The organism is Gilliamella sp. LMG 34360 (genome assembly GCF_984568995.1).
The window spans coordinates 36,509-59,868 of the sequence record NZ_OZ474900.1 but is presented as its reverse complement, the minus strand read 5'-3'; the positions used below and the strand labels follow the sequence as shown (position 1 = coordinate 59,868).

Annotated in this window: 22 protein-coding genes; 10 read left to right on the top strand and 12 right to left on the bottom strand. The window is 34.4% G+C overall.

What is annotated here, in order from left to right; genetic code table 11:
* Positions 1–7 precede the first annotated feature (7 nt).
* From AC5LW9_RS00250 to AC5LW9_RS00215, 8 genes are all read right to left on the bottom strand, one after another.
* On the bottom strand, positions 8–904 hold the full coding sequence (locus AC5LW9_RS00250) for a PTS system mannose/fructose/sorbose family transporter subunit IID (protein ID WP_493456106.1): 897 nt from the start codon (positions 902–904) through the stop codon (positions 8–10).
* Positions 894–1,676, bottom strand: coding sequence for a PTS N-acetylgalactosamine transporter subunit IIC (agaW, locus tag AC5LW9_RS00245; protein WP_144092013.1), 783 nt, complete (start codon positions 1,674–1,676; stop codon positions 894–896). The genes AC5LW9_RS00250 and agaW overlap by 11 nt, the downstream gene beginning before the upstream one ends.
* Positions 1,677–1,690: 14 nt before the next feature.
* Complete coding sequence (gene agaV, locus AC5LW9_RS00240) at positions 1,691–2,179, bottom strand: PTS N-acetylgalactosamine transporter subunit IIB (protein ID WP_039129101.1); 489 nt, start codon at positions 2,177–2,179, stop codon at positions 1,691–1,693.
* A 43-nt stretch (positions 2,180–2,222) separates the two neighbouring features.
* Positions 2,223–3,386, bottom strand: coding sequence for an SIS domain-containing protein (locus AC5LW9_RS00235; RefSeq protein WP_493456105.1), 1,164 nt, complete (start codon positions 3,384–3,386; stop codon positions 2,223–2,225).
* A gap of 49 nt (positions 3,387–3,435) precedes the next feature.
* Positions 3,436–4,218 (bottom strand): transcriptional repressor AgaR, encoded by a 783-nt coding sequence (gene agaR / locus AC5LW9_RS00230; protein ID WP_086326018.1) that lies wholly within the window; start codon positions 4,216–4,218, stop codon positions 3,436–3,438.
* A gap of 394 nt (positions 4,219–4,612) precedes the next feature.
* Positions 4,613–5,779 (bottom strand): ABC transporter permease, encoded by a 1,167-nt coding sequence (locus tag AC5LW9_RS00225; protein ID WP_039128915.1) that lies wholly within the window; start codon positions 5,777–5,779, stop codon positions 4,613–4,615.
* Entirely contained in the window at positions 5,779–6,891 is a 1,113-nt protein-coding gene (locus AC5LW9_RS00220) for an HlyD family secretion protein (RefSeq protein WP_493456104.1), read from the bottom strand. The genes AC5LW9_RS00225 and AC5LW9_RS00220 overlap by 1 nt, the downstream gene beginning before the upstream one ends.
* A gap of 73 nt (positions 6,892–6,964) precedes the next feature.
* Positions 6,965–7,465: a MarR family winged helix-turn-helix transcriptional regulator gene (locus tag AC5LW9_RS00215; protein WP_039128907.1), complete on the bottom strand. Its 501-nt coding sequence runs from the start codon at positions 7,463–7,465 to the stop codon at positions 6,965–6,967.
* 302 nt (positions 7,466–7,767) lie between these two features.
* Between AC5LW9_RS00215 and nirB the strand changes: the two genes are divergently transcribed.
* From nirB to cysG, 4 genes are read left to right on the top strand one after another with little or no spacing between them, the layout of a single operon-like run.
* Positions 7,768–10,293 carry a nitrite reductase large subunit NirB gene (nirB, locus tag AC5LW9_RS00210; protein WP_334321798.1) on the top strand — a complete coding sequence of 842 codons (2,526 nt, stop codon included), beginning with the start codon at positions 7,768–7,770 and terminating at the stop codon, positions 10,291–10,293.
* Between the two features lies 1 nt (position 10,294).
* Positions 10,295–10,627 carry a nitrite reductase small subunit NirD gene (gene nirD, locus AC5LW9_RS00205; protein ID WP_493456103.1) on the top strand — a complete coding sequence of 111 codons (333 nt, stop codon included), beginning with the start codon at positions 10,295–10,297 and terminating at the stop codon, positions 10,625–10,627.
* A 23-nt stretch (positions 10,628–10,650) separates the two neighbouring features.
* Positions 10,651–11,418, top strand: a complete 768-nt coding sequence (gene nirC / locus AC5LW9_RS00200; protein WP_086325929.1) for a nitrite transporter NirC — start codon at positions 10,651–10,653, stop codon at positions 11,416–11,418.
* Between the two features lie 38 nt (positions 11,419–11,456).
* The gene (gene cysG / locus AC5LW9_RS00195) at positions 11,457–12,830 is read left to right on the top strand and encodes a siroheme synthase CysG (RefSeq protein WP_144092010.1); all 1,374 of its coding nucleotides are present in this window, start codon (positions 11,457–11,459) and stop codon (positions 12,828–12,830) included.
* 150 nt (positions 12,831–12,980) lie between these two features.
* On the opposite strand, the gene narL is transcribed toward cysG, so the two are convergent.
* Complete coding sequence (gene narL, locus AC5LW9_RS00190) at positions 12,981–13,634, bottom strand: two-component system response regulator NarL (protein WP_144092009.1); 654 nt, start codon at positions 13,632–13,634, stop codon at positions 12,981–12,983.
* Positions 13,635–13,637: 3 nt separating this feature from the next.
* A complete protein-coding gene (gene narX, locus AC5LW9_RS00185; protein ID WP_493456102.1) occupies positions 13,638–15,446 on the bottom strand; it encodes a nitrate/nitrite two-component system sensor histidine kinase NarX in 1,809 nt (602 codons plus the stop codon).
* A gap of 227 nt (positions 15,447–15,673) precedes the next feature.
* Between narX and rplU the strand changes: the two genes are divergently transcribed.
* The 4 genes from rplU to cgtA all read left to right on the top strand — a co-directional run bounded on the left by rplU (position 15,674) and on the right by cgtA (position 18,473).
* Entirely contained in the window at positions 15,674–15,982 is a 309-nt protein-coding gene (rplU, locus tag AC5LW9_RS00180) for a 50S ribosomal protein L21 (RefSeq protein ID WP_025314436.1), read from the top strand.
* Positions 15,983–15,997: 15 nt separating this feature from the next.
* A complete protein-coding gene (rpmA, locus tag AC5LW9_RS00175) occupies positions 15,998–16,258 on the top strand; it encodes a 50S ribosomal protein L27 (protein WP_025314437.1) in 261 nt (86 codons plus the stop codon).
* 86 nt (positions 16,259–16,344) lie between these two features.
* Positions 16,345–17,310: a DMT family transporter gene (locus tag AC5LW9_RS00170; RefSeq protein WP_065738290.1), complete on the top strand. Its 966-nt coding sequence runs from the start codon at positions 16,345–16,347 to the stop codon at positions 17,308–17,310.
* Positions 17,310–18,473, top strand: coding sequence for an Obg family GTPase CgtA (cgtA, locus tag AC5LW9_RS00165; protein WP_086325933.1), 1,164 nt, complete (start codon positions 17,310–17,312; stop codon positions 18,471–18,473). The genes AC5LW9_RS00170 and cgtA overlap by 1 nt, the downstream gene beginning before the upstream one ends.
* A gap of 615 nt (positions 18,474–19,088) precedes the next feature.
* Here cgtA and smrB read toward each other — a convergent pair.
* Positions 19,089–19,631, bottom strand: a complete 543-nt coding sequence (gene smrB, locus AC5LW9_RS00160) for an endonuclease SmrB (RefSeq protein ID WP_493456101.1) — start codon at positions 19,629–19,631, stop codon at positions 19,089–19,091.
* Between the two features lie 7 nt (positions 19,632–19,638).
* Positions 19,639–20,277 (bottom strand): endonuclease III, encoded by a 639-nt coding sequence (nth, locus tag AC5LW9_RS00155; protein ID WP_065738293.1) that lies wholly within the window; start codon positions 20,275–20,277, stop codon positions 19,639–19,641.
* 262 nt (positions 20,278–20,539) lie between these two features.
* Here nth and putP point away from each other — a divergent pair, with 262 nt between their 5' ends.
* Positions 20,540–22,033 carry a sodium/proline symporter PutP gene (gene putP, locus AC5LW9_RS00150; RefSeq protein WP_493456632.1) on the top strand — a complete coding sequence of 498 codons (1,494 nt, stop codon included), beginning with the start codon at positions 20,540–20,542 and terminating at the stop codon, positions 22,031–22,033.
* 54 nt (positions 22,034–22,087) lie between these two features.
* Positions 22,088–23,359 carry a tyrosine--tRNA ligase gene (gene tyrS, locus AC5LW9_RS00145; RefSeq protein ID WP_216354583.1) on the top strand — a complete coding sequence of 424 codons (1,272 nt, stop codon included), beginning with the start codon at positions 22,088–22,090 and terminating at the stop codon, positions 23,357–23,359.
* Position 23,360: the final 1 nt, after the last annotated feature.

Here is a 23,360-nt window from a genome sequence, read left to right as displayed (position 1 = left end):
CTAACCTCTATAAGCATCCAACTAATTTACCTAATATGCCAATTACCACGGTTAAACCAATTAATTTTACAGGTGAGAAATTACGTTTCATTAAATAATAGACAATTAATGTAAATCCTAATGGTAATAAATTTGGCATAAGTTTATCTAGAACATCAGTTTGTAAAGCAATATGAGCCTTACCTGCATTAATCTCTAATTGTGTGGATAAATGTACATAAGAGGCTACAAGTGCACCAATAACTGTCATGCCGACAATTGATGCTGCATGTGAAATGCGTTTGGTATGGGTTTTCAATAAGGGTAATGCGCTAGTACCAGCATGATAACCATAATGAGCAAGACCAAAACGTAATCCAAAATGGACTAAATTAAACATTAATAAAAAAATTATTGGACCAAAAAAACTATTTTCTAGTGCTAATGAAGCACCAATTCCAGCACAAATAGGCAACAATGTTAACCAAAATAATGCATCACCAATACCACCTAAAGGCCCCATTAAGGCAACTTTAACTGAACGAATTGTTGAAATATTTTCTTTGCCTTTTTCCATAGCTAAAACTAAACCAGACAAAAAGGTAACATCGAAAGGATGGACATTGATAAACTCCATATGCATATGCATAGAGTTTTTTAAGTCATCTGAATTTTTATGAATTTTTCTTAGCGCAGGTAAAATAGTATAAAGCCAACCACCAGCTTGCATACGTTCATAATTGAACGAAGCTTGTAGAGCTAAGGAACGAAATGCCATTCGATTAATGTCAACTTTAGTTAATGCTACATTTTGGCTTTGATCAATATAAGTATCGGTTGATACTTTGCTTGTTGCTAATGCTTGTTCCATGCGTTTTTCTGCTTTAGCAGCCATTATGCTATCATTTTCGTCATTAAATCCCATCTTCTACCTCCACAGAACTTGCCCGTACTGATTTGTTATTGTCGTTGTTAACTCGGCTATAATTAAAGAAATCAATCATTGCAATTGCTAAAGCGCCTAATGCAATTGCTAATATTGGTAAGTTAAGGTATGTCACGCCAAGGAAACCTAAAATGAAATAGGCAATATAGGTTTTTTTCATCATAATCTTCATTAACATAGCAAAACCGATTGCGGGCATCATTCCACCGGCAACGCTTAATCCATCAAGTAACCATTGTGGTGATTTTTTTACTAAATCTGTTGCTACATCAGCACCAAAGTAAATTGGTAAAAATGCGACAATGAAATAAAAGCAAAACAGGATAATCATGCCAAGGTAATTGACCCACTCAATACCTTTGAAATTAAGTTGATCAACATAGCGATCACATTTGTGCATCATTGGTGAATAGATAGTAAATAAAATAGTGATGCAACCTTGTACCGCTATAGCAAATGGAACGGCAATACCAATGGCAACTTTAGGATCGGCATGAGTTAAAATTGCAAAACTTGTACCAATTACGCCACCAATAACAACATTAGGTGGTTGTGCTCCAGCCAATGGTACCATTCCCATCCAAACAAGTTCTAATGAACCACCAACATATAATCCTGTTTTTATATCACCTAAAATCAATCCCACTAAAGGACCAATTACAATAGGTCTATGTAAATGAGTTAGACCATCGAATAAATCTACACCAGCGATACCTGCTAGTAATCCAATTAATAATGCATCGATTAACATAGTTTGCTCCTAGGTTAGGATTGATCAATTAGATCTATTATTTTTTCACCAGCCTCATCTGGTACACGGCGAATCTCACACGTTACACCTAATCGTTCAAGTTCTTTAAAAGCAACGATATCTTCTTTATCAACAGATACTGTTTTATGAATTTGTTTTTTTCCTTCCGAAAAATGCATATTACCTACGTTAACAAATTTGATAGGTACGCCTCCTTTAACGAGAGTTAAAACATCTTGTGGTGTTTTACAAACAATAAATATTTTTTGTCGTTCTGCTGCTTTGCCAATAATGTCGATGGTTTTTTGTAAAGTAAAATAACGGGTTTGTATTCCTTCTGCGATAACCATATCCATAAGATTTTGTTGAACAGGATCTTGTGCAGCATTATCATTAGCAACTAATAATAAATTAGCCCCAAGTGCATTGACCCAAGTTACACCAACTTGACCATGAACTAAGCGATTATCAATGCGTGTCATAAGAATATTTGGAGTGCTCATATGTTTTACATCCTTCGTTTTGTGATAATGGGATACTTTAAATTTAGTCAAATGGGTAAATAGTAACGCCTTTTACCACTCGATTAACTTCACCTGTTGGACAAGGATTATCAGGCGTTAATCCATGATTTAATGATTTCTCAAATGCGAGCATCTGGGCAAAAACAAGATATGGGAAGATCAGCCAGCAATCCGCAAAATTACTATTTACTGCAAGTATATTTTGTTTATCGGTACTATTTTTTCCGCTTAACGCAAGTACATCCATTGCGATATGGTCATTAACTAATTCATTTAATAAATCAGTGTCATATTGATTAATATAATGATCGTTAGAGAAGAAACAGATGACTAAACTTTGTGAATTAATCATGAATTTAGGACCATGGCGTAAGCCTAAAATAGAATCAAATCGAGAAGCTATTTTACCCGCTGTTAATTCAAGAATTTTTAATGCAGACTCTTGGGCGATACCAGTAAAACAACTACTACCGACATAGATAACTCTTTCATGATTTTTATGTGCTAATTGTTTAGTTATTTTCTGCCAACTTTCTATTTTTTGTTCACAAATATTAGCAATTTCCATTACTGCCTCATGTGCTTCTACATGATCAATATTTCCCAAAAGGAGTAATGTTGCAAGTATCATACTACTAATACTTGACGTCATAGCAAAACCTAAATCATGAGCACCTTCTGGCATAACCAGTGGAAGAATACGGTTTGATGAATTGTTATTAGTCGCATAATCGGTTAAAGCACAGTTTGGATTACATATTAAAAATAAGTGATGACAATCAGAAACTAATTGATCTGCTAATTTAACTGTTGCCACACTTTCAGGACTATTGCCTGAACGAGCAAATGACACCATTAATGTTTTTTTATTTGGTGAAAGATATTGTAGTGGGTCAGCAACAATTTCAGTTGTACCATAGGCATGAACATTTCGATGGGTATGCTCTCTTAACCAAGGTGCAAGCGCAACGCCCCCAAAAGCTGATGATCCAGCCCCAGTCAAAATAATTTCTAAATTTGGATCCGCCAGTAAAGGTTCTAAAAATGTTTGTAATTGAGCTCTGTTTTGTTCAATTAATTGTAATAAATCACGCCAAATTTTAGGTTGTTGACAGATTTCTTTAGCAGTATGTTCTGCGCCGTGTTTTTTTAGCCAATCTAATGAATAATTTAAATACTGTTGCATAATTTCGATCCTGCCTTTTGAATAATGATATGGTTAAAAATAAGATCATTTATGTATCTGCAATTTCCACATTAATTCCTAGTGAATGTAATTGCATTAAATGGTCTTTGGATATTTTTGAATCAGTGATTAGAGTGTTAATAAGATTAATTTTTTCTATCGTGCAGAAACTTTTTCGACCAAATTTTGTTGAGTCTGTTACTGCAATAATTTGTTCAGAGACTTGGCACATTACTCTATTAACTGAAGCTTCACCAAAATTTGGAGTTGTAATACCTGCATTGAGATCAAATCCATCAACACCTAAAAATAATTTATTAAAATGGTACATTTTTAATTGTTGCTCAACAGTAGAACCTGAAATAGAGTAAGCTTTTTTTCTAATATTGCCGCCAGCAATAATCACCTCAATATTTGTATTGATTGATAATTCATAAGCAATGTTAATCGCATTTGTAAAAACGACTAAATTCTGTTTTTTACCTAAATGTGGCACCATTGCAGCGGTTGTTGAACCTGAATCGAGAATAATTCGATCGCCGTCATTTACCATTTCGGCTGCTTTTTTAGCAATCTTATTTTTTATAATTGAATTAATGCGGCTTTTATCAAATAAAGGTCTATCAAAAGCAAAAGTTTTATTTATCATTGCTCCTCCATAAGAGCGTAATACACAGCCTTTTTGCTCTAAATGGCGAAGATCATTACGAATTGTGACTGTAGAGACTTTAAAAAGTTTGCTCAATTTATTCACAGACACGGTATTTTCTTTACCCAGTAAATGAATAATTTTTTCTCGACGTTCAAGAGTGTTCATAATTTCATTAGTCATAAAGTTACAACTTATTAATCTTTCATTTTGTTATTAAATTTGAACACGTGTAAGGGATTGAAAATGATAAATAAGTCACAAAACAGATTATGCATAGAAAAACCTAAAAATCATTTCATTTGAAACGAAATGAAAGAATAAAAATAAAATTATATTTTAGATAAAAAACTATTATTATTTTTATTCAAATGGTTAATGAAAAGATGAAAAATTATTTGAATAAGAAATGAAAGTATATAATTTCATTTTATAAAGTGATGTCTATCACAAATTTGATCATTAGATTTGAAATAATGATAATTTTGGCGAGATTTAACGTGAAAAATTATTTAAATAAAAAATCGAGGATGGGAAGTTATTGAAACCATATTATAGTTTCAATAACTTGTATTTTTTAATTCAATTCTGGCTGTGCAGCAGGTTTTTTAACTTGGTTAAAAACTATCATTACAACAAATGCAATAACGGTTAAATAAATAATAAACATCCCATATGTGGACATCATATCAATGAGTGAACGACCACGCATAGCGATATCACGGAAAAAACGGAATAACCAAACTAAAGGGAAAGCATGGCTAACATAATAAGCCCAGATTGGCATAATACCTACAGCCATTGTTGATCCCCCCATAATAAAACCTGGAGGTACTAAAAATATCATTTTACTTGCACCTTCACCTGGATTATTGGTTTTCCAAGAAAGTAAAAAACCTAACCAACCAAATGCGAGTCCAGTCATAAATATACTCGGTACAAACACGAAGTAGTTACCATCAAAACGTAATTGTCCGAATAAAACAAGTACTGCGGTAATCAATGTTAATCCGGTAGTATAAAATAATGCATAAGGTATTGTTCTTGCTAATAAAGCGACAAAGCCTCTTTCTAAAACGGTATTCCACAATCCAGTAATTTTTAAACGACCTATAATCATCAATGATGTTAACCCATATGTTAAAGATGAGAAAAAGTAAACAAAATAGATGATGGTTGAAATTGTTGATGAACTTGCTGGATTAAATAGATTACGGGATTTTAGCTGCATAGGTGATAAAGTGGCTTCAGTGCCTTCTCGACCCAACCCCAATGACGAAACTTTACCCACACTCAGTTCTGCACCTAATTCAGGTATATATTCGTTGAGATTTTGAAGTACTTTAGCATTTTGGGCTTCATTCGTATCATCTGAAAAGTAACCTAAACGAACAGTCTGGTCTCCTCTTTTTAAGCTCTTTTCTAACCCTTTAGGAATATATAAAACACCTAAATTACGATCATGAGAAACTAAAGTTATAGGATTAACAGGCGATCTGATGACTTCAGAAACTTCAATGTAAGAAGAAGTATTTATTTTACTAATTAATTCAGTCGAATAATTAGAACCATCAAGGTCTATAACTGCAATTTTACCTTCAAATACCGAACCATGACTGAGTACAATAGAGAAAATAAGCGCAACAATAGCGGCTAACCCTATAGCAACTTTGTAATACGGGATAAAGTGGCCTGATAACATTGCATCAAGCTCTTCTTGAATAGATTTAATGATGTTTTGCATCATTGTTTAACCTCAAGTGTCATTCCGGTTAATAGTTTTGGAATTGATTCCATATATATTCTGACTTGATAAGATGTTAAATCAGCTTGACCGCGTTCTCGAGTCATGCGTAAATCAGCAAAAGATGGTGCTGCTGTTGCAAAACGAACCTTACCTTTTACTTCTTTATCCAAAGCAATCGCATTTGCTGTAACAGTTGTACCTGGTTGGTAGTTATTGACCATTTTTTCATTTACATAAATGTCGATATATTTACGATCGGTTTCTAACAGTACAGCGGGCGCGCCTGTTGGTGCCAATTCACCATCTTCAAACATCAGTTTTAAAACTTTACCATCTTCAGGTGCTTTTAATGTGAGTCTTTGGTAATTGATTTGCAATTGTTTTAAATCAGCTTCACCTTGAGCTAACTGTGCCTTGAGTTGTGCTAATTGATTTTGGCGATTTTCAAGCTTTTGTCTAGCAATTGTAATCGATTGTAGTGACATGCCAGTAGCATTTTGCGTTTTTTCAAATTGACTGACTTGTTCTGGTGTAGCACCAATCATTAATGTTGATAATTGGCTTTCAATTTGGATTACTTGCATTTTGGCTACAACAAAAGCATTACGAGCATTATCAAGTTGTGATTGTGAGTTTCCACCTGTTTTACGTAATTGTGTCTGACGATCAAACTCAGTACTAGCCAAATTTCTAGCAGATTTCGCTGCTTCTAAACTTGCTTTAACTTCTTCAATTTTACGCCAAGTCGATAGTTCAGAAAGATTGGTTTCGTTTTCAGTGATTTCAATTGCAGCTTGTTCTTGATTAACGGCTGCTCTTTGGCTATCAACTAATGCTTGTAAGCGATCAATTGCCAATTTTGTATCAACGTCCTCTAATTGCATTAAAGGATCCCCTTTTTTAACCATTTGTGATTCTTCCACAAATCGCTTAATGACTTTACCTCCTACATTTTGAAAGGCAACATTAATTTCATCAGCAGTTAACACTCCTGATTTAATGCTTTTCGCAACTGTTACAGCATCATTGCGGGAGCCCAAAAAGATTAAAAATGATCCAAAAAATAGAAGAAGTAAAAAGATAACAGGAATTTTGACATTTTTTTTCATATACAGCTTATTTTCCATTTATTTAGTCAGCTAATTATTTAATTAAAAAGAATGACTTCAATTTTCATTGAAGTCAGCTATTTCGTAATAATTTACGCAACATAAGTATTAAAGATTCTTGTTCTTGCGGGTTTAGTACCTGCGCAAAAGCACGAATCGATTTAAGGTGATCGGGTAATGCATTTTGAATAAGTGTTATTCCTGCTTCTGTCAAAGTTATCAAACGTGAACGACCATCTTCATCGTTTTTTGTCATGGATATTAATGGATTTGATACGGTTAACATCCGCTTAACCATAACTGATACGGTTGCCGGAGTTACTCCTATACGGAGTGCGAGATCGCCAGCACTGGTTTCACCTTCTGAATATAATGACATTAACAAAGCAAACTTACCTTCAGAAACATCATAATCTTTAGTCAGTTGTGCATAAATATTTGAACGGATCAAATCAGCTGTTGTTATCAAACTTAAAACTAGGTCAACACCAGATACGTCAATGATATCATCATTAAATCTTTGTGCTCGTGCTAATGTCTCACGAGATGGAAGCTTTCTTGACTTATAATTCAATTATCATTACTCAATTTAATTAGTCGGCTAATTATACTAATTTAATATTAATTGGCAATCATTTTCACTGGTTTTTTATATCTGTTAACGATTAATTAATAAGCGCATTTTTAAGATGGTTATAACATTTTTAATTTTACTTATATGTTCAATTACCATAACATAATGATATTAAATAATATTGTTTAAGATTACTACTTTAGTAGTAACCCTTGAGAGTAGTTATATTCTGTATAAAGTTTCATACAATGGGAATAGTCTCAAAATTGATTATTTAAATTAGAATAAATTGGAGCTTTTGTATGAGTAAAACCAATCTCGTTATCATTGGTAATGGGATGGTTGGGCATCGTTTTGTCGAAGAAATTATCGACAAAATGCAGTCTGATCAGTTCAATATTACTATTTTTTGTCAAGAACCTCGGGTCGCTTATGATCGGGTTCATCTCTCCTCTTACTTCTCAGACTTTACTGCTGAAGGATTATCGCTTGTTCAAGAAGGATTTTATGAAGAACATCACATCAATATTTTACTAAATGAACGTGTGATATTGATCAATCGTCAACTTAAACAGGTGCATTCACAGACTGGGCGAATTGTTGAATACGACAAGTTAATTATAGCGACAGGTTCTTATGCTTGGGTTCCCCCAATTAAAGGTGCTGATGGTGCTGATTGTTTTGTCTATCGCACGATTGAAGATTTAGACGCTATTGCACAATGTGCAAGCCATTGTAAAACGGGTGCCGTAGTCGGAGGTGGTTTACTCGGACTTGAAGCTGCAGGAGCACTTAAAAATTTAGGCATACAAACCCATGTGGTTGAGTTTGCAAACGTTTTAATGGCTGAGCAGCTTGACATGATAGGTGGCGAACAATTGCGCCATAAAATTGAAGAAATGGGCGTTAGTGTCCATACCAGCAAAAACACTCAAGAAATTTTGCATACACCACAAGGTAAAGTAATGCAATTTGTTGATGGTACATCACTAGAAATCGACTTTATTGTTTTTTCCACTGGCATTCGAGCTAATGATCAGTTAGCGCGTGATTGTCAGTTAGACATTGGTGCTCGAGGGGGCATTGTCATCAATGATTATTGTCAAACGTCTGATCCCGATATATATGCTATTGGCGAATGTGCATGTTGGCAAGGTAAAGTCTTTGGCTTAGTCGCTCCAGGGTATAAAATGGCGCAAATTGCTGTTGTGCATTTACTTGGCGGCAATATTCCATTTGATGGTGCTGATATGAGTGCTAAGCTGAAACTGATGGGCGTTGATGTAGGTAGTATTGGCGATGCCAAAGCCAAAACGGTCGGTAGCCGTAGTTATATATATTTAGATGAAAATATACCTGTTTACAAAAAATTAGTTGTTTCTAATGATAATAAAAAATTATTGGGTGCGGTATTAGTAGGAGATACTAAAGATTACAGCAATTTATTACAGTTAATGCTCAATAATATGGATCTACCAGAACACCCTGATACATTGATTTTGCCTGAACATGCCGGTTCTAAGCCAACAATGGGTGTGGAGGCATTGCCAGATTCTGCACAAATCTGCTCCTGTTTTGATGTCACTAAAGAAAAAATCATCAATGCCATTCATGCAGGTTGCCATACTGTAGCTGCCATTAAAGCTCAAACCAAAGCCGGTACAGGCTGTGGGGGGTGTATACCGCTGGTTACACAAATTTTAAATACAGAACTAGCAAAACAAGGTATAGAAGTCAGTCACGCCCTTTGCCAGCATTTTAAATATTCTCGCCAAGAATTATATCATCTGATTCGGGTTGAAGGATTGAAAACATTTAAGCAAGTGATAGATAAACATGGTATTGGTTATGGTTGTGAAATATGCAAACCAACAATTGCTTCGTTATTAGCTTCATGTTGGAATGATTATATTTTGCGACAAGATCTAATCCCTCTGCAAGATAGTAATGATATCTTCCTCGGCAATATTCAAAAAAATGGTACTTATTCGGTTATTCCACGTAGTGCTGGTGGTGAAATTACCCCTGAAGGATTGATCGCCATAGGAAAAATAGCTCAAAAATATCACCTTTACTCTAAAATTACTGGTTCACAGCGTATTGGTCTTTTTGGTGCACAAAAAGATGATTTACCAGCTATTTGGAAAGAATTAATTGATGCAGGGTTTGAAAGTGGCCATGCTTATGCTAAAGCATTACGAATGGCTAAAACCTGTGTAGGTAGCACATGGTGTCGTTTTGGTGTAGGTGATAGTGTTGGTTTTGGCGTTGAGTTAGAAAACCGTTATAAAGGTATTCGTGCACCTCATAAATTTAAATTAGGTGTATCAGGTTGCACTCGCGAATGTGCTGAGGCACAAGGTAAAGATATTGGGGTAATTGCTACCGAAAAAGGGTGGAATTTATATGTCTGTGGTAATGGCGGAATGAAGCCTCGTCATGCTGATTTATTGGCAGCTGATTTAGATAAAGATACCTTAATTCAATATCTCGATCGTTTTATTATGTTCTATATTCGTACCGCAGATAAATTACAACGTACGTCTGTTTGGCTTGAAAATATGGAAGGGGGTATTGATTACTTACGCAGTGTGATTATTGATAACAAACTTGGTATTAATGATGAACTAGAAACAGAAATGACTCGCTTACGAAGTTTATTTGTATGTGAATGGAAGCAGACAATTGAACATCCTGAAAATCAACATCGATTTGCTCACTTCATCAATAGTAATAAACGCGATGAAAATGTCCAGTTTATTTCTGAGCGTAATCAACATCGCCCAGCAAGTTTACATGAACGCTATGCAATATCAGAGGAGCAATAATATGAGTGATTGGATAACTGTTTGTAAAATAGAGGATATTATGCCAGAGACAGGTGTTTGTGCGTTAGTTGGGAAAGCACATGTAGCGATCTTTCGTCCTTACCACTCCAACGAACTTTACGCGATAAGTAACATTGATCCTTTTGCTGATGCTAGTGTGTTGTCTCGTGGCATTATTGGTCAGCATAATGATGAATTATGGGTCGCTAGCCCACTTAAAAAACAGCGTTTTCGTTTAAAAGATGGTTATTGTTACGATGATGAGAATAATTCTGTCCCTCATTATGAAGTAAAAGTGAATGATGATGGCTCTGTACAAGTAAAAGCGGATTAAAAATTTGAAAGGATAACTTTGTTATGTATACCGATACTATCAATAAATGTGCCACTAATGCGGCACGCATTGTTCAATTTGCAAAATCTAATCCATTAGGATTTTGGTTAAGTTCAGCTATGGCTGGTGCATATGTTGGGCTTGGTATTATTCTTATTTTTACGCTTGGTAATTTAATTGATCCTGCTTTAAGACCATTATTAATGGGGGCAACGTTTGGGATTGCTTTAACATTAGTCGTGATTGCCGGTTCCGAGTTATTTACGGGACATACCATGTTTTTAACCTTTGGTGTGAAATGTAAAAGTATTACTCATAAACAAATGTGGTTTGTATTACCACAAACTTGGTTAGGAAATTTGCTAGGTTCGATTTTTGTTGCAATAATTTACTTTTATGCTGCAACTCCGTTACTATCAACTGATACTAGTTTAGTGCATAGCGCTGCGTTAGCTAAAACATCAGCGTCCGCTAGTGCGTTATTTTTTCGTGGTATATTATGTAACTGGTTAGTATGTTTAGCTATTTGGATGGCTAATCGTGTTGAAGGTTCAGCGAAATTTATTGCTATCTGGTGGTGTTTACTGGCTTTTATTGCCTGTGGTTATGAACATTCGGTTGCCAATATGACACTTTTTTCTTTGTCTTGGTTTGGTAACCATAGTGATAATTATACATTAGCTGGCATAGGTCATAATTTATTATGGGTTTCATTAGGTAATATTGTTTCTGGGGCTATTTTTATGGGGTTAGGATATTGGTATGCAACGCCTAAATCAGAACGCCCTTAGCGCCAATTACATAGTTAAAGTGCAGGAATGAAAGTGTTATGGATTATTTTCCTCTATTTTGTAAACTACAAAATCGCCATTGTTTATTAGTTGGGGGGGGTGAAATTGCTGAACGTAAGGCTCGTTTGTTGCTTGAAGCTGGGGCTAGTATCACTGTTAATGCCGTCACTTTTAGCCAACAATTTTTGGTTTGGCAAGATCAAAAACAATTAACGTTAGTCCAAGATGAATTTAAAGCGGAATTACTAGATGATAAATGGCTTGTTATTGCTGCGACTGATAGTGATAAAACTAACCAACTAGTAAGTATTGAAGCTGAAAAGCGACGTATTTTTTGTAATGTAGTTGATTCTCCAAAAGATGCTAGTTTTATTATGCCTTCAATTATCGACCGTTCACCAATTATGGTAGCGGTTTCCTCCGCGGGGCATGCTCCCGTTTTAGCACGATTATTACGTGAAAAATTAGAGGCTATTTTACCGCAACATTTAGGTAAATTAGCGAGATATGCCGGTTATTTACGTAATAAAGTTAAACTAAGTTATAAAACATTGACAGAACGTCGTCGATTTTGGGAAAAGCTCTTTAATCATGATAGATTAGCACAAGCTATTGCAAATAATGATTCAGAACGCGTTGAATTATTGACTAATGAGTTATTTGATATGTCACTTGATGATCGCGGAGAAGTTGTTTTAGTTGGTGCTGGACCAGGCGATGCGGGTTTACTCACATTAAAAGGACTACAACAAATTCAACAAGCTGATATTATTGTTTATGATCGATTAGTATCAGATGAAATTATGAATCTTGTTCGTCGCGATGCTCAGCGTATTTTTGTTGGTAAACGAGTAGGATATCATTGTGTTTCACAAGAAAAAATTAACCAAATCTTGTTAGAACAGGCTCAAAAAGGATTACGTGTAGTACGCTTAAAAGGAGGCGATCCTTTTATTTTTGGTCGTGGTGGAGAGGAACTAGAAACATTATTTAACGCTAATATCCCTTTCTCAGTAGTGCCCGGTATAACAGCTGCTTCTGGTTGTTCTGCATACAGTGGTATACCATTAACACATCGTGATTATGCTCATAGTGTACGTTTGGTTACAGGACATTTAAAAAATGGTAATCATTTGGATTGGCAAAGCTTAGCAGCAGAAAAACAAACGTTAGTTTTTTATATGGGGCTTTCTCAAGCGGAAAATATCAGTAATCAATTGATTAAACATGGTATGAATGCTCAAACACCCATTGCTATTATCGAGGAGGGAACAAGTACTAAGCAAAGAGTCATTACCGGTTTGTTGGACAATTTAGCAAATCTGGCTTTGCAAGCGCATAGTCCGAGCTTAGTTCTTATTGGCCCAGTGGTTGCACTGCGTGAAAAATTAAATTGGTTTTCTAATCATTAATATTAACAGGCAAGTAAATGTCAATTTTTAGTCAGATACTTGTCTGTTATTTATAGCATATCTTGTTTTTATAAACTTTAAAGAATTCATTTTCAATAGTTGTTATTCTTTATAAAATAGATAAAAACTATTTGTCTTTCATTGCTAGATCTATTCTTTACTTTGTAAATACCACACGGTCATTTCCATTCGAGATTTGAAGTTAAGTTTTTTAAATATGCTTTTGATATGAACTTTTACCGTACTTTCAACAATATCTAAATCTTTAGCTATTAATTTATTGGATAGCCCTTGCACTAATAGATCAAATATTTCATGTTCTCTAGGAGTGAGAAGATTGACATCATGGATCGGTTTTGTTGTCGGTTCATCACCGTGACGCATATAATTGAGAATAATATGCGAAATTGCATCATCCATTATTACCTTACCAATTGAGATATCTTGCAATGCTTTGATAAAGTCTTCTGGTTCCATATCTTTTAACAGATAACCATCAGCCCCCATTTTAAGCGCCGTAATAATATCTTCTTTTGCATTCGATACGGTAAACATAATAATACGACTAGAGATATTTTTTTCACGTAAAGCTCGAAGAATATCTAACCCATTGACATCGTGTATATTAATATCAAGTAAAATAATATCTGGATCGAGCTCTTCAGCTAGTTTAATTCCTTCTATTCCTGAACCTGTTTCACCCACTATTTCAAAATGATTGACAGTATGAATTAATTGCTTTACGCCATTTCTTAACATAGGATGATCGTCAATAAGTAATATTGAACTTTTAATTTGTTCCATTGGTTACTCTTCTATTATTTTTAGTGGAGTAGATTCCATCGCTTTAAATGTTACCACAATTTGTGTTCCTTTATTGGGTTTACTATCAATGACTAGATTACCATTTAATATCTCAATTCTATCTCGCATGATAATAAGTCCATAATGGTGATCTTGTTTAATTTTACTTTGAAAACCTATTCCATTGTCTTTTATATTCAATGTAATAATTTGATTATTATCCATTTCTAATTTTATTATTACACTGGAGGCTTTTGCATGTTTATACACGTTATTTAGTGCCTCACGAATAAATTGCAATAAATGAAAGGCATATTTACTATTGATAATATTTAAAGGTAATTGATATTTAAGCTGAATATTGAATTTTAATTTGATATTAAACTCTTCTACTAATTCAACTAAGCTTGCATAAAATCCTGTTTGGTTTAGGCGTAAACGAAAAGAAGTGATTAACTCTCTTAGTTGCGAGTAAGTAACATTGACTTCTTTGCGCATAGTAGTGAGTAAATCAACGCTGGTTGGTGAATTCAAATCAGACTGCATCTGTAAGCAACTGAGATAAATTTTTAAACAAGATAGTGATTGGGCTATCGAATCATGTAATTCACGCGCCATTGCCGAACGCTCTTTCATTAATAAATATTGTTTTTGGTGTTCAATTTGCCTATCAAGCATAATTGCTGTGGTCATTTGTTCAATTAATCCAGTAATTAGATTCTCTTGTTCAATGCTGAGTGTGACATTAGCGGGTTGAATAGCAAATAAAATTCCATATTTTTCGCCATTTTCTTGAAGATACCAAAGGCGTTGCTCCCCATTTTTTTGATCAATTTTTGAGGGAGTTAAACAGGCATTACATTTGGGATTAAGACAATAGGGTAATTTTTGTTGGTTATCATAACCAATCTGTTGATAATGTTCTGGATTATCTGATTCATAAAAACGAATTTGAAATTGCGAGAGTGGCACCAATTCTTCTAATTCTCGTAATATTTTAAGAAAACGCTCACATAATGGTTCTGAAGTATGTAGTTGCTTAGTTGCATAATATTGAAAAGAAATAATTTGATTGGTCTTTTGTAATTCAGATGTTTTTTCGGCAACGCGTTGTTCAAGTAATAAATATTGTGATTCTATTTGTTCTGACATTTTATTAAAAGCTAACCCAAGTAAATCAAATTCATTCTTTTTTTTCCGAATGTTAAAACGTTTATTGAAGTTATGCTTTGAGATCGCTTCTGCCATATCAATCAGTTTTTGCCATGGAACTAAAATATAGCGACGTAAATAGGAGATTTGGATAATCAAAGAAAGTATGATAATGACAATAAATAGTAGTTGTAACTGAAAAATATAATGGATCTGTTTTTCTGTTTTCTGATCAATTTTGTGTACTAAGTTACTAGTGAGATCAACATAATTATCTATATCATTTTTTACTTCATCACTTTTTTTTGCTTGTTGTATTTTTGGTGCTATATTGCTTATCCACTCATTTTGCAATTGATTAAATTCATTGGTTAAGCCGTAATGTTCAAATAATTGCAAACATTGTTTGGAAGATGATAACTCTTTAAAAATATTAAGATGATTATAATCATTTTGGGATAGTGGAATAATTGTCAAAAGTTGATAACTTTTCATTCTGAGTAACCCTAACTGATTAATCATATAAGCACTGCCTTTGGTATCATTGGCGATTCTAATTGATAATGATAATGCTACTAATGCAATACCTCCTAAAATGAACATAAGTAGTGTTAAACGGCTAGTAATAGAGGCATTGTAGCGAACTTTTCTTCCCGACATATTGAAACTCTATAGGATTACAAATATTTTAAATAAATAATAATTTATAACTATTGTAGCGTGAAAGCAGTATATCTCTGATCTTTTTTGTAACTTTTTGCGATCTTTTAGTAAACAGCGCTTGCAACAAGCATAAATTTTGCGTAAAATTCACGCCCTATAAGATTAATCATACAGACATATATGTTCAATCAAGTAATCGTCTGTTTTTTATTGCGGAGTTAAGTATGTACGCAGTTTTCCAAAGTGGTGGCAAGCAACACCGAGTTAGCGAAGGACAAGTCGTTCGCTTGGAAAAAATTGAAGTCGAAACAGGTGCAGAAGTTGTTTTCGATAAAGTTTTAATGGTAGCAAATGGTGAAGACATCAAAGTTGGTGCTCCGTTTGTTGAAGGTGCAACAATTAAAGCAGAAATTGTTGAGCACGGTCGTGGTGACAAAGTGAAGATTGTTAAATTCCGTCGTCGTAAACACTATCGTAAACAACAAGGTCACCGTCAGTGGTTTACTGATGTGAAGATCACTGCAATCGCTTAATAGGAGTATCGAACAATGGCACATAAGAAGGCGGGTGGTTCATCACGTAATGGTCGTGATTCCCAGAGTAAACGTTTAGGTGTTAAACGTTATGGTTCTCAAGAAGTTCTTGCAGGTAATATTCTAGTTCGTCAACGTGGAACTCAATTCCACCCAGGCACTAACGTAGGTTGTGGTCGTGATCATACTCTATTTGCCTTAATTGATGGACAAGTAAAATTTGAAGTTAAAGGACCTAAAAACCGTCGTTATGTTAGTGTAATTGCTAACAGTTAATTAAAAACGGTTTGGACGTTATAGAAGCCTCACAGTTATTGTGGGGCTTTTTTCATTTCTTGAAATTCACATAAATTAATTGCAATATGATAAAGCAGCAAAATGTAAAATTAGGTTTTGCATTAGCCATGTTAACTGCGGTGATGTGGGGCGTAGTGCCGATTGCAATGAAATATGCGTTAGTGGTTATTGACCCGCTAACTTTAGCATGGTCGCGACTTTCTATTTCCGCAATTGGTATTACCATTTGGCTTGCATATAAAAAACAATTTCCAAATTTAGCAATTTTTAAAAAACGTCGTCGTTTTATTTTGTTGATGGTTGCAGGATTTGGATTATTAGGCAATTTTGCATTATTTGCTACTGCAGTACAGTATCTTAGTGCCACAACAGCTCAAGTTGTTGGGCAAATGGGTATTGTAATATTTATGATTTCAAGTGCTTTTATTTTTAAAGAAAGGTTAAGGTCAACGCAAATCATTGGTATAACAATATTGTTGATTGGATTAGGACTATTTTTTAATAAAAATATTGTTGATCTTTTTGCTAATATGTCTACATATGGCATTGGTGTATGGCTTGCTTTACTTGCTTCGGTTTCATGGGCATGTTATGCGCTGGCTCAAAAAGTTTTATTGCAAAAATTACGTGCGGAACAGCTACTTTGGTTAATTTACCTTATTTGTGCTGTATTTTTATGGCCTTTTGCATCACCTAGCATGATAGCTAATGCGGATGGTACCCAATTGTTTGCCATCATATTTTGTGGTTTAAATACCATTATTGCTTATGGTGCATTAGTGATGGCTATGGAACGCTGGCAAGCAGCACAAGTTAGTGCTATAACAACTTTAACGCCTTTATTTGCACTAATATTTTCCGATTTGTTTGCGTTAATTTGGCCAGAAAAATTTGCTATGCAATATTTAAATATTTTAGGTTATATTGGTGCAGTATCTGTTGTTGCAGGCGCTATGTTTGCGACTATTGGACACCATATTTGGCATCCAAGAAAAGGTTGGCTAATTAACCGGAAAAAAGGGGAAGAGTAATGAAATTTGTTGATGAAGCTTCAATCCGAGTAGAAGCCGGCGATGGTGGGAATGGTTGTGTAGGTTTTCGTCGAGAAAAATATATACCTAAAGGCGGACCTGATGGTGGAGACGGTGGCGATGGTGGTGATGTATTTTTTATTGCTGATGAAAATTTAAACACATTAGTTGATTTTCAATTTGAAAAAAATTATCGCGCAGAACGTGGACAAAATGGTCAAGGTTCAGATTGTACAGGTAAACGTGGTAAAGATATTACCGTTAAAGTACCCGTTGGAACACGTATTACCGACAAATACACAGGCGAAATTATCGGTGATTTAACACATCACCAGCAAAAAGTATTAGTTGCCAAGGGCGGATTCCATGGTTTGGGTAATGCTCGTTTTAAATCATCGGTAAACCGTGCCCCAAGACAAAAAACCGATGGTACTCCAGGTGAAAAGCGTGATGTGCTTTTAGAATTATTGTTACTTGCAGATGTGGGTATGTTAGGTCTACCGAATGCAGGTAAATCAACCTTTATTCGTTCTGTTTCTGCTGCTAAACCAAAAGTTGCTGATTATCCATTTACAACTTTAGTTCCAAGTTTGGGTGTAGTAAGAATGGATAATGAACAAAGCTTTGTTGTTGCTGACATTCCTGGTTTAATTGAAGGTGCATCAGATGGAGCAGGTCTTGGTATCCGTTTTTTAAAACATCTTGAACGTTGTCGTGTATTAGTTCATTTAGTTGATATAGCGCCTATTGATGGAACTGATCCTATTGAAAATGCAAAAGTAATTATTCAAGAATTACATCAGTATAGTGAAAAATTAGCTAATAAACCACGTTGGTTAGTATTTAATAAAATGGATGTGTTGGGTGCCGAAGAGAGCGCTAAGCGTGCAGCAGAAATTGCCAAAGCACTTGATTGGCAAGACAAATATTATTTAATTTCAGCTGTTAATCATGAGGGTGTAAAAGCTTTGTGTTGGGATTTGATGGAATACATGAATGCTCATCCGCGTGAAGCTGAACAAGAAGAATCATCACCTGAAAAAGTAGAATTTATGTGGGATGATTATCACCAACAAGCAATGGATGAAGCTTTTGACGATGATGATTTTGATGATTGGGACGAAAGTGATGAAGAGGGTGTTGAGTTCATCTATCAAAAATAAATAAGTCTCTATTCTATATTCTACTGAACTTAACTACTTTATTAAATTATCTATTACAAGTAGAGGCTACCGCCTCTACTTGTTTCTTTTGTTTTTTTATTTGGTTAGATATTGATCTAATTCGTAAAACAATTCATGAAAAATTTATTTTAAAAAAGTCAAAAAAAACGCTTGCTTTTAATAATGAGAATCATTATCATCAATTCGTACTTTGTTAGAACGTCGAAAGACTTCTAAGAAGTATGACATTGCTCACATTGCTTCCAATGTTTGCCAGCTTGGTTTACCTAGGCTGGCTTTTTTATTTTCATGCTATTTAGAGTATTGAGACGTAAAAATTTAACCTCAATCATATTGACAATAAGTGTTTATATTCAAGTAGTAACTTATTTTTTAATCATTTTTATGTTACTCATATATTATATGAAAGTGATTAATGGTAGTAATAAATGATAGTAAAAACTTCCATTTGGTATCGATGCTAAATCTCTATACAATTTTCGTTACTCATTGGTAATATACTTATACTGCTACAAATTATTACAAATCCTGTATTAGTTATACAAATTTGGCGAGACTATCACATTTACATTTATATGTTTCAATTAGTTATCATTAATTATTAGCTGATTGATCATTGATATCAAATAAAATGAGTAATGCTGCATTGCCCCCAAATTCTTTCGGTGCTTGATGAAAGCAAATAATTTGTGGATGCTGAGCAAGCCACATTGGTGTTTGTTTTTTTAATATGTTTTTTCCATGTCCATACATAATGCATGCACATGGTGTTTTTTCTCGCAAACACGCAGCAATAAGCGCGGCTATCTCTTTTTTTGCTTCTCGTTGTGTCAATCCATGTAAATCTAAAAAAAATTCAGGTTCATAAAAACCGCGTCGTAATTTTTTGACTTCGTTAAGATCTGCATTTTCTCTACTATAACGAATGGGATCTTCTTGTAATAATGGTTGATAATCATCTGAAAAATAAAACTCAGTATTAACTTTTTCATGTTGTTGTTTTTGGGTCTCTATGACTTTTTGTGAGCGCTTTTGTGGTTTGTGGAGCACTGTGTCTTGTTTTATCTTTTTGGTATCTCCAAGGCTATTTTTAAATAAGTTGATATCATCGTGGGTTAATTTGAATTTATTTAGCATTATTTTTTCACTCAGGGTAAATTTTATCTTTAAATTCGCATAGATCTTCGATTACGCATGAACCACATCTGGGTTTTCTGGCAATACAAGTATAACGACCGTGTAAAATTAACCAGTGGTGGCAATTAATTTTATATTTTTCTGGAACAACCTTTAGTAATTTTTCTTCAACAGCTTCGACTGTTTTACCTGGAGCAAAACCTGTTCTATTACTGACGCGAAAGATATGGGTATCAACCGCAATTGTTGGCCAACCAAAAGCAGTATTTAGTACCACATTTGCTGTTTTTCGACCAACACCAGGCAAAGCAATAAGTGAATCAAAATTTTCTGGTACTTGTCCTTGATACTTATCCACTAATATTTTACATGTTTTTATAATGTTTTCGGCTTTGCTATTATAAAGGCCGATTGTGCGAATATAATCTTTTAATTTATCAACGCCAAGGGCTAAAATTTGTTCAGCAGTATTGGCAACAGCAAACAATGGTTTCGTTGCTTTATTGACGCTAATATCAGTAGCTTGAGCTGAAAGTACAACCGCAATGAGTAATTCAAAAGGCGTTTTGTATACAAGCTCAGTTGTAGGATCTTTAATATGTTCTTTTAGTCTTTCTAAAATCTGAATTCGAGTTAATTGTTTCACAAAATGATTATATGAAAAAGTGATTTGCCATTTATTATATACCCTAATTTAGGGTTTATCTGTAGGTTAAATTTAGTTTTTAAATAGCTTATACCTATGAAGATAGGTCGCTATTAAAATATAAATTAAATATTCTTAATGTTAGCATCAGGTTATCTTTAGTTTTTTTGTTCATAGATATCTATAAATCGCCTGCTTTTTAGCATAAGTTTTTTATGGTAAGCTAGCCAACTATTTTAAATTTCATTTTACAGGGTATATTATAAAAATGTCGTTACCAATGATTGTCACCTTTACTGTGTACATTTTAGGAATGATTGCAATTGGTTTTTTTGCGTTTCGCGCAACACAAAACTTTGGTGATTATATATTAGGTGGACGTCGTATCGGTAGCGTTGTGACAGCACTTTCTGCTGGAGCTTCTGACATGAGTGGTTGGTTGTTAATGGGGCTTCCTGGCGCTGTTTTTTTGTTTGGTATTTCGCAAAGCTGGATTGCAATTGGTTTAATAATTGGTGCATATCTAAATTGGTTACTGATTGCTGGAAGACTGCGTGTTTTTACTGAAATTAACCATAACTCATTAACATTACCCGATTACTTTGCTCGCCGATTTGATGATAAAAGCTCATTACTCCGTATTATTTCAGCCATTATTATTCTTATTTTCTTTACTATTTATTGCGCTTCAGGTGTAGTTGCAGGAGCTAAGTTATTTGAAAGTACATTTGGTATGAGTTATGGATGGGCAATGTTAGCTGGGGCTGGAGCAACGATAGCTTATACATTTATCGGTGGATTTCTAGCAGTAAGTTGGACTGACACTATTCAAGCTAGTTTGATGATGTTTGCACTTATTTTAACCCCAATTATGGTTATGGTGAACGCTGGTGGATTTACTGATGCAATGAATTATATTGAATCACTTAATCCTGATTATGTTAATTTATTTGCTCATATGGATTTTGTTGCCATTATTTCACTATTGGGATGGGGGCTTGGATATTTTGGTCAACCTCATATTTTAGCAAGATTTATGGCTGCAGACTCGCATGATGTAATGAAAAATGCTCGTCGAATTAGTATGACATGGATGATTTTATGCTTAGGAGGCGCAATTACTGTTGGCTTTTTTGGTATTGCTTTTTTTGCTCATAATCCTGGTTTAGCCTATCTAATCAATGATGGTAAACATGAACGTATTTTTATTGAATTGTCAAAATTACTCTTCAATCCTTGGATTGCAGGTGTTTTATTGGCTGCTATTTTAGCTGCGGTTATGAGTACTCTAAGTTGCCAATTGTTAGTTTGTTCAAGTGCATTAACAGAAGATTTTTATCGCGCATTTTTAAGACCAAAAGCAAAACAAAAAGAACTTGTTTGGGTTGGGCGTGTAATGGTACTAATTGTATCAATTGTAGCAATATTATTAGCGATTAATCCAAATAACAGTGTACTTGATTTGGTTAGCCACGCATGGGCTGGTTTTGGTGCGGCATTTGGTCCTATTATTGTATTTTCTGTTTTTTGGGCACGTATGACACGTAACGGAGCATTAGCCGGTATGATAATTGGTGCAGTAACTGTATTACTTTGGATTAATTTTAATTGGTTTAATCTTTATTCGCTTATTCCTGGATTTTTATTTGCTTCTATTGGCATTATTATTTTTAGCCTTTTTGATAAAAAACCTAATGAAATAGTGGAAGATCATTTCAAACAAGCGTATAAACGTTATCATAACAAGACACAATAGATTATTATTTAAGATAAAATATAAATCGTAAAAAAATTTAATAGGTAGAATATTATGACAAAAAATGTGATCAAACAACTGCAAGAGCGAGGACTTATTGCTCAGCTTACTGATGAAAAAGCACTAATAGAACTAATTGAACAAAATTCTATTGCGCTTTATTGTGGTTTTGATCCAACAGCCGATAGCCTACATTTAGGGCATTTGGTGCCGTTACTTTGTTTAAAGCGCTTTCAATTAGCAGGCCATAAACCTGTTGCTTTAGTTGGTGGCGCGACAGGATTAATTGGTGATCCTAGTTTTAAAGCCGTTGAACGCAAACTTAATACTCAAGAAACAGTTGTTGAATGGAGTGAAAAAATAAAACAACAAGTTTCACCATTCTTAGATTTTGATTGTGGTGAACAATCGGCTATTGTTGCCAATAACTACGATTGGTTTGGTAGTATGAACGTCCTAACATTTTTACGGGATATTGGTAAATACTTCTCGGTTAATGCCATGATTAACAAAGAATCTGTCAAGCAACGTATTGATCGCGATGAAGTAGGGATCTCGTTTACAGAATTTTCTTATAGTCTATTACAGTCCTATGATTTTGCGTGCTTAAATAAATCTCATAATGTTGTTTTACAAATTGGTGGATCTGACCAGTGGGGTAATATTACAGGCGGTATAGATTTAACCCGTCGTTTACATCAAAAACAAGTTTATGGTTTGACCGTACCGTTGATCACAAAATCAGATGGAACTAAATTTGGTAAAACCGAAAGTGGTGCAGTATGGCTTGATCCTAAAAAGACAAGTCCGTATAAATTTTATCAATTCTGGATTAATACTGCTGATGCTGATGTTTATCGGTTCTTGAAATTCTTTACATTTATGCCATTAAATGAAATTGATGCATTAGAGGAAGAAGATAAAAATAGTGGTGTTGCACCCCGTGCTCAATATGTTCTTGCCGAGGAGGTTACTCGTCTCGTACATGGTGAAGAAGGACTAAATGCAGCTAAACGAATTACTGAAAGTCTATTTTCAGGGCGATTAAGTGATTTATCGCAAGCCGATCTAGAACAGCTTGCGCAAGATGGCATGCCAACGCTTGATGTTGAAAGTGATGTCGATTTACAACAAGCAATTGTCAATGCTCAATTTGCGCCATCACGAGGACAAGCTAGAACTATGATTGAATCGAATGCTATTTCAATTAATGGTGAACGTAATACAACAACTGATTATCGTTTTTCAGATAATGATAAACTTTTTAATCGTTATACCTTGCTTCGTCGTGGTAAAAAATATTATTGCTTATTAATTTGGAGATAAT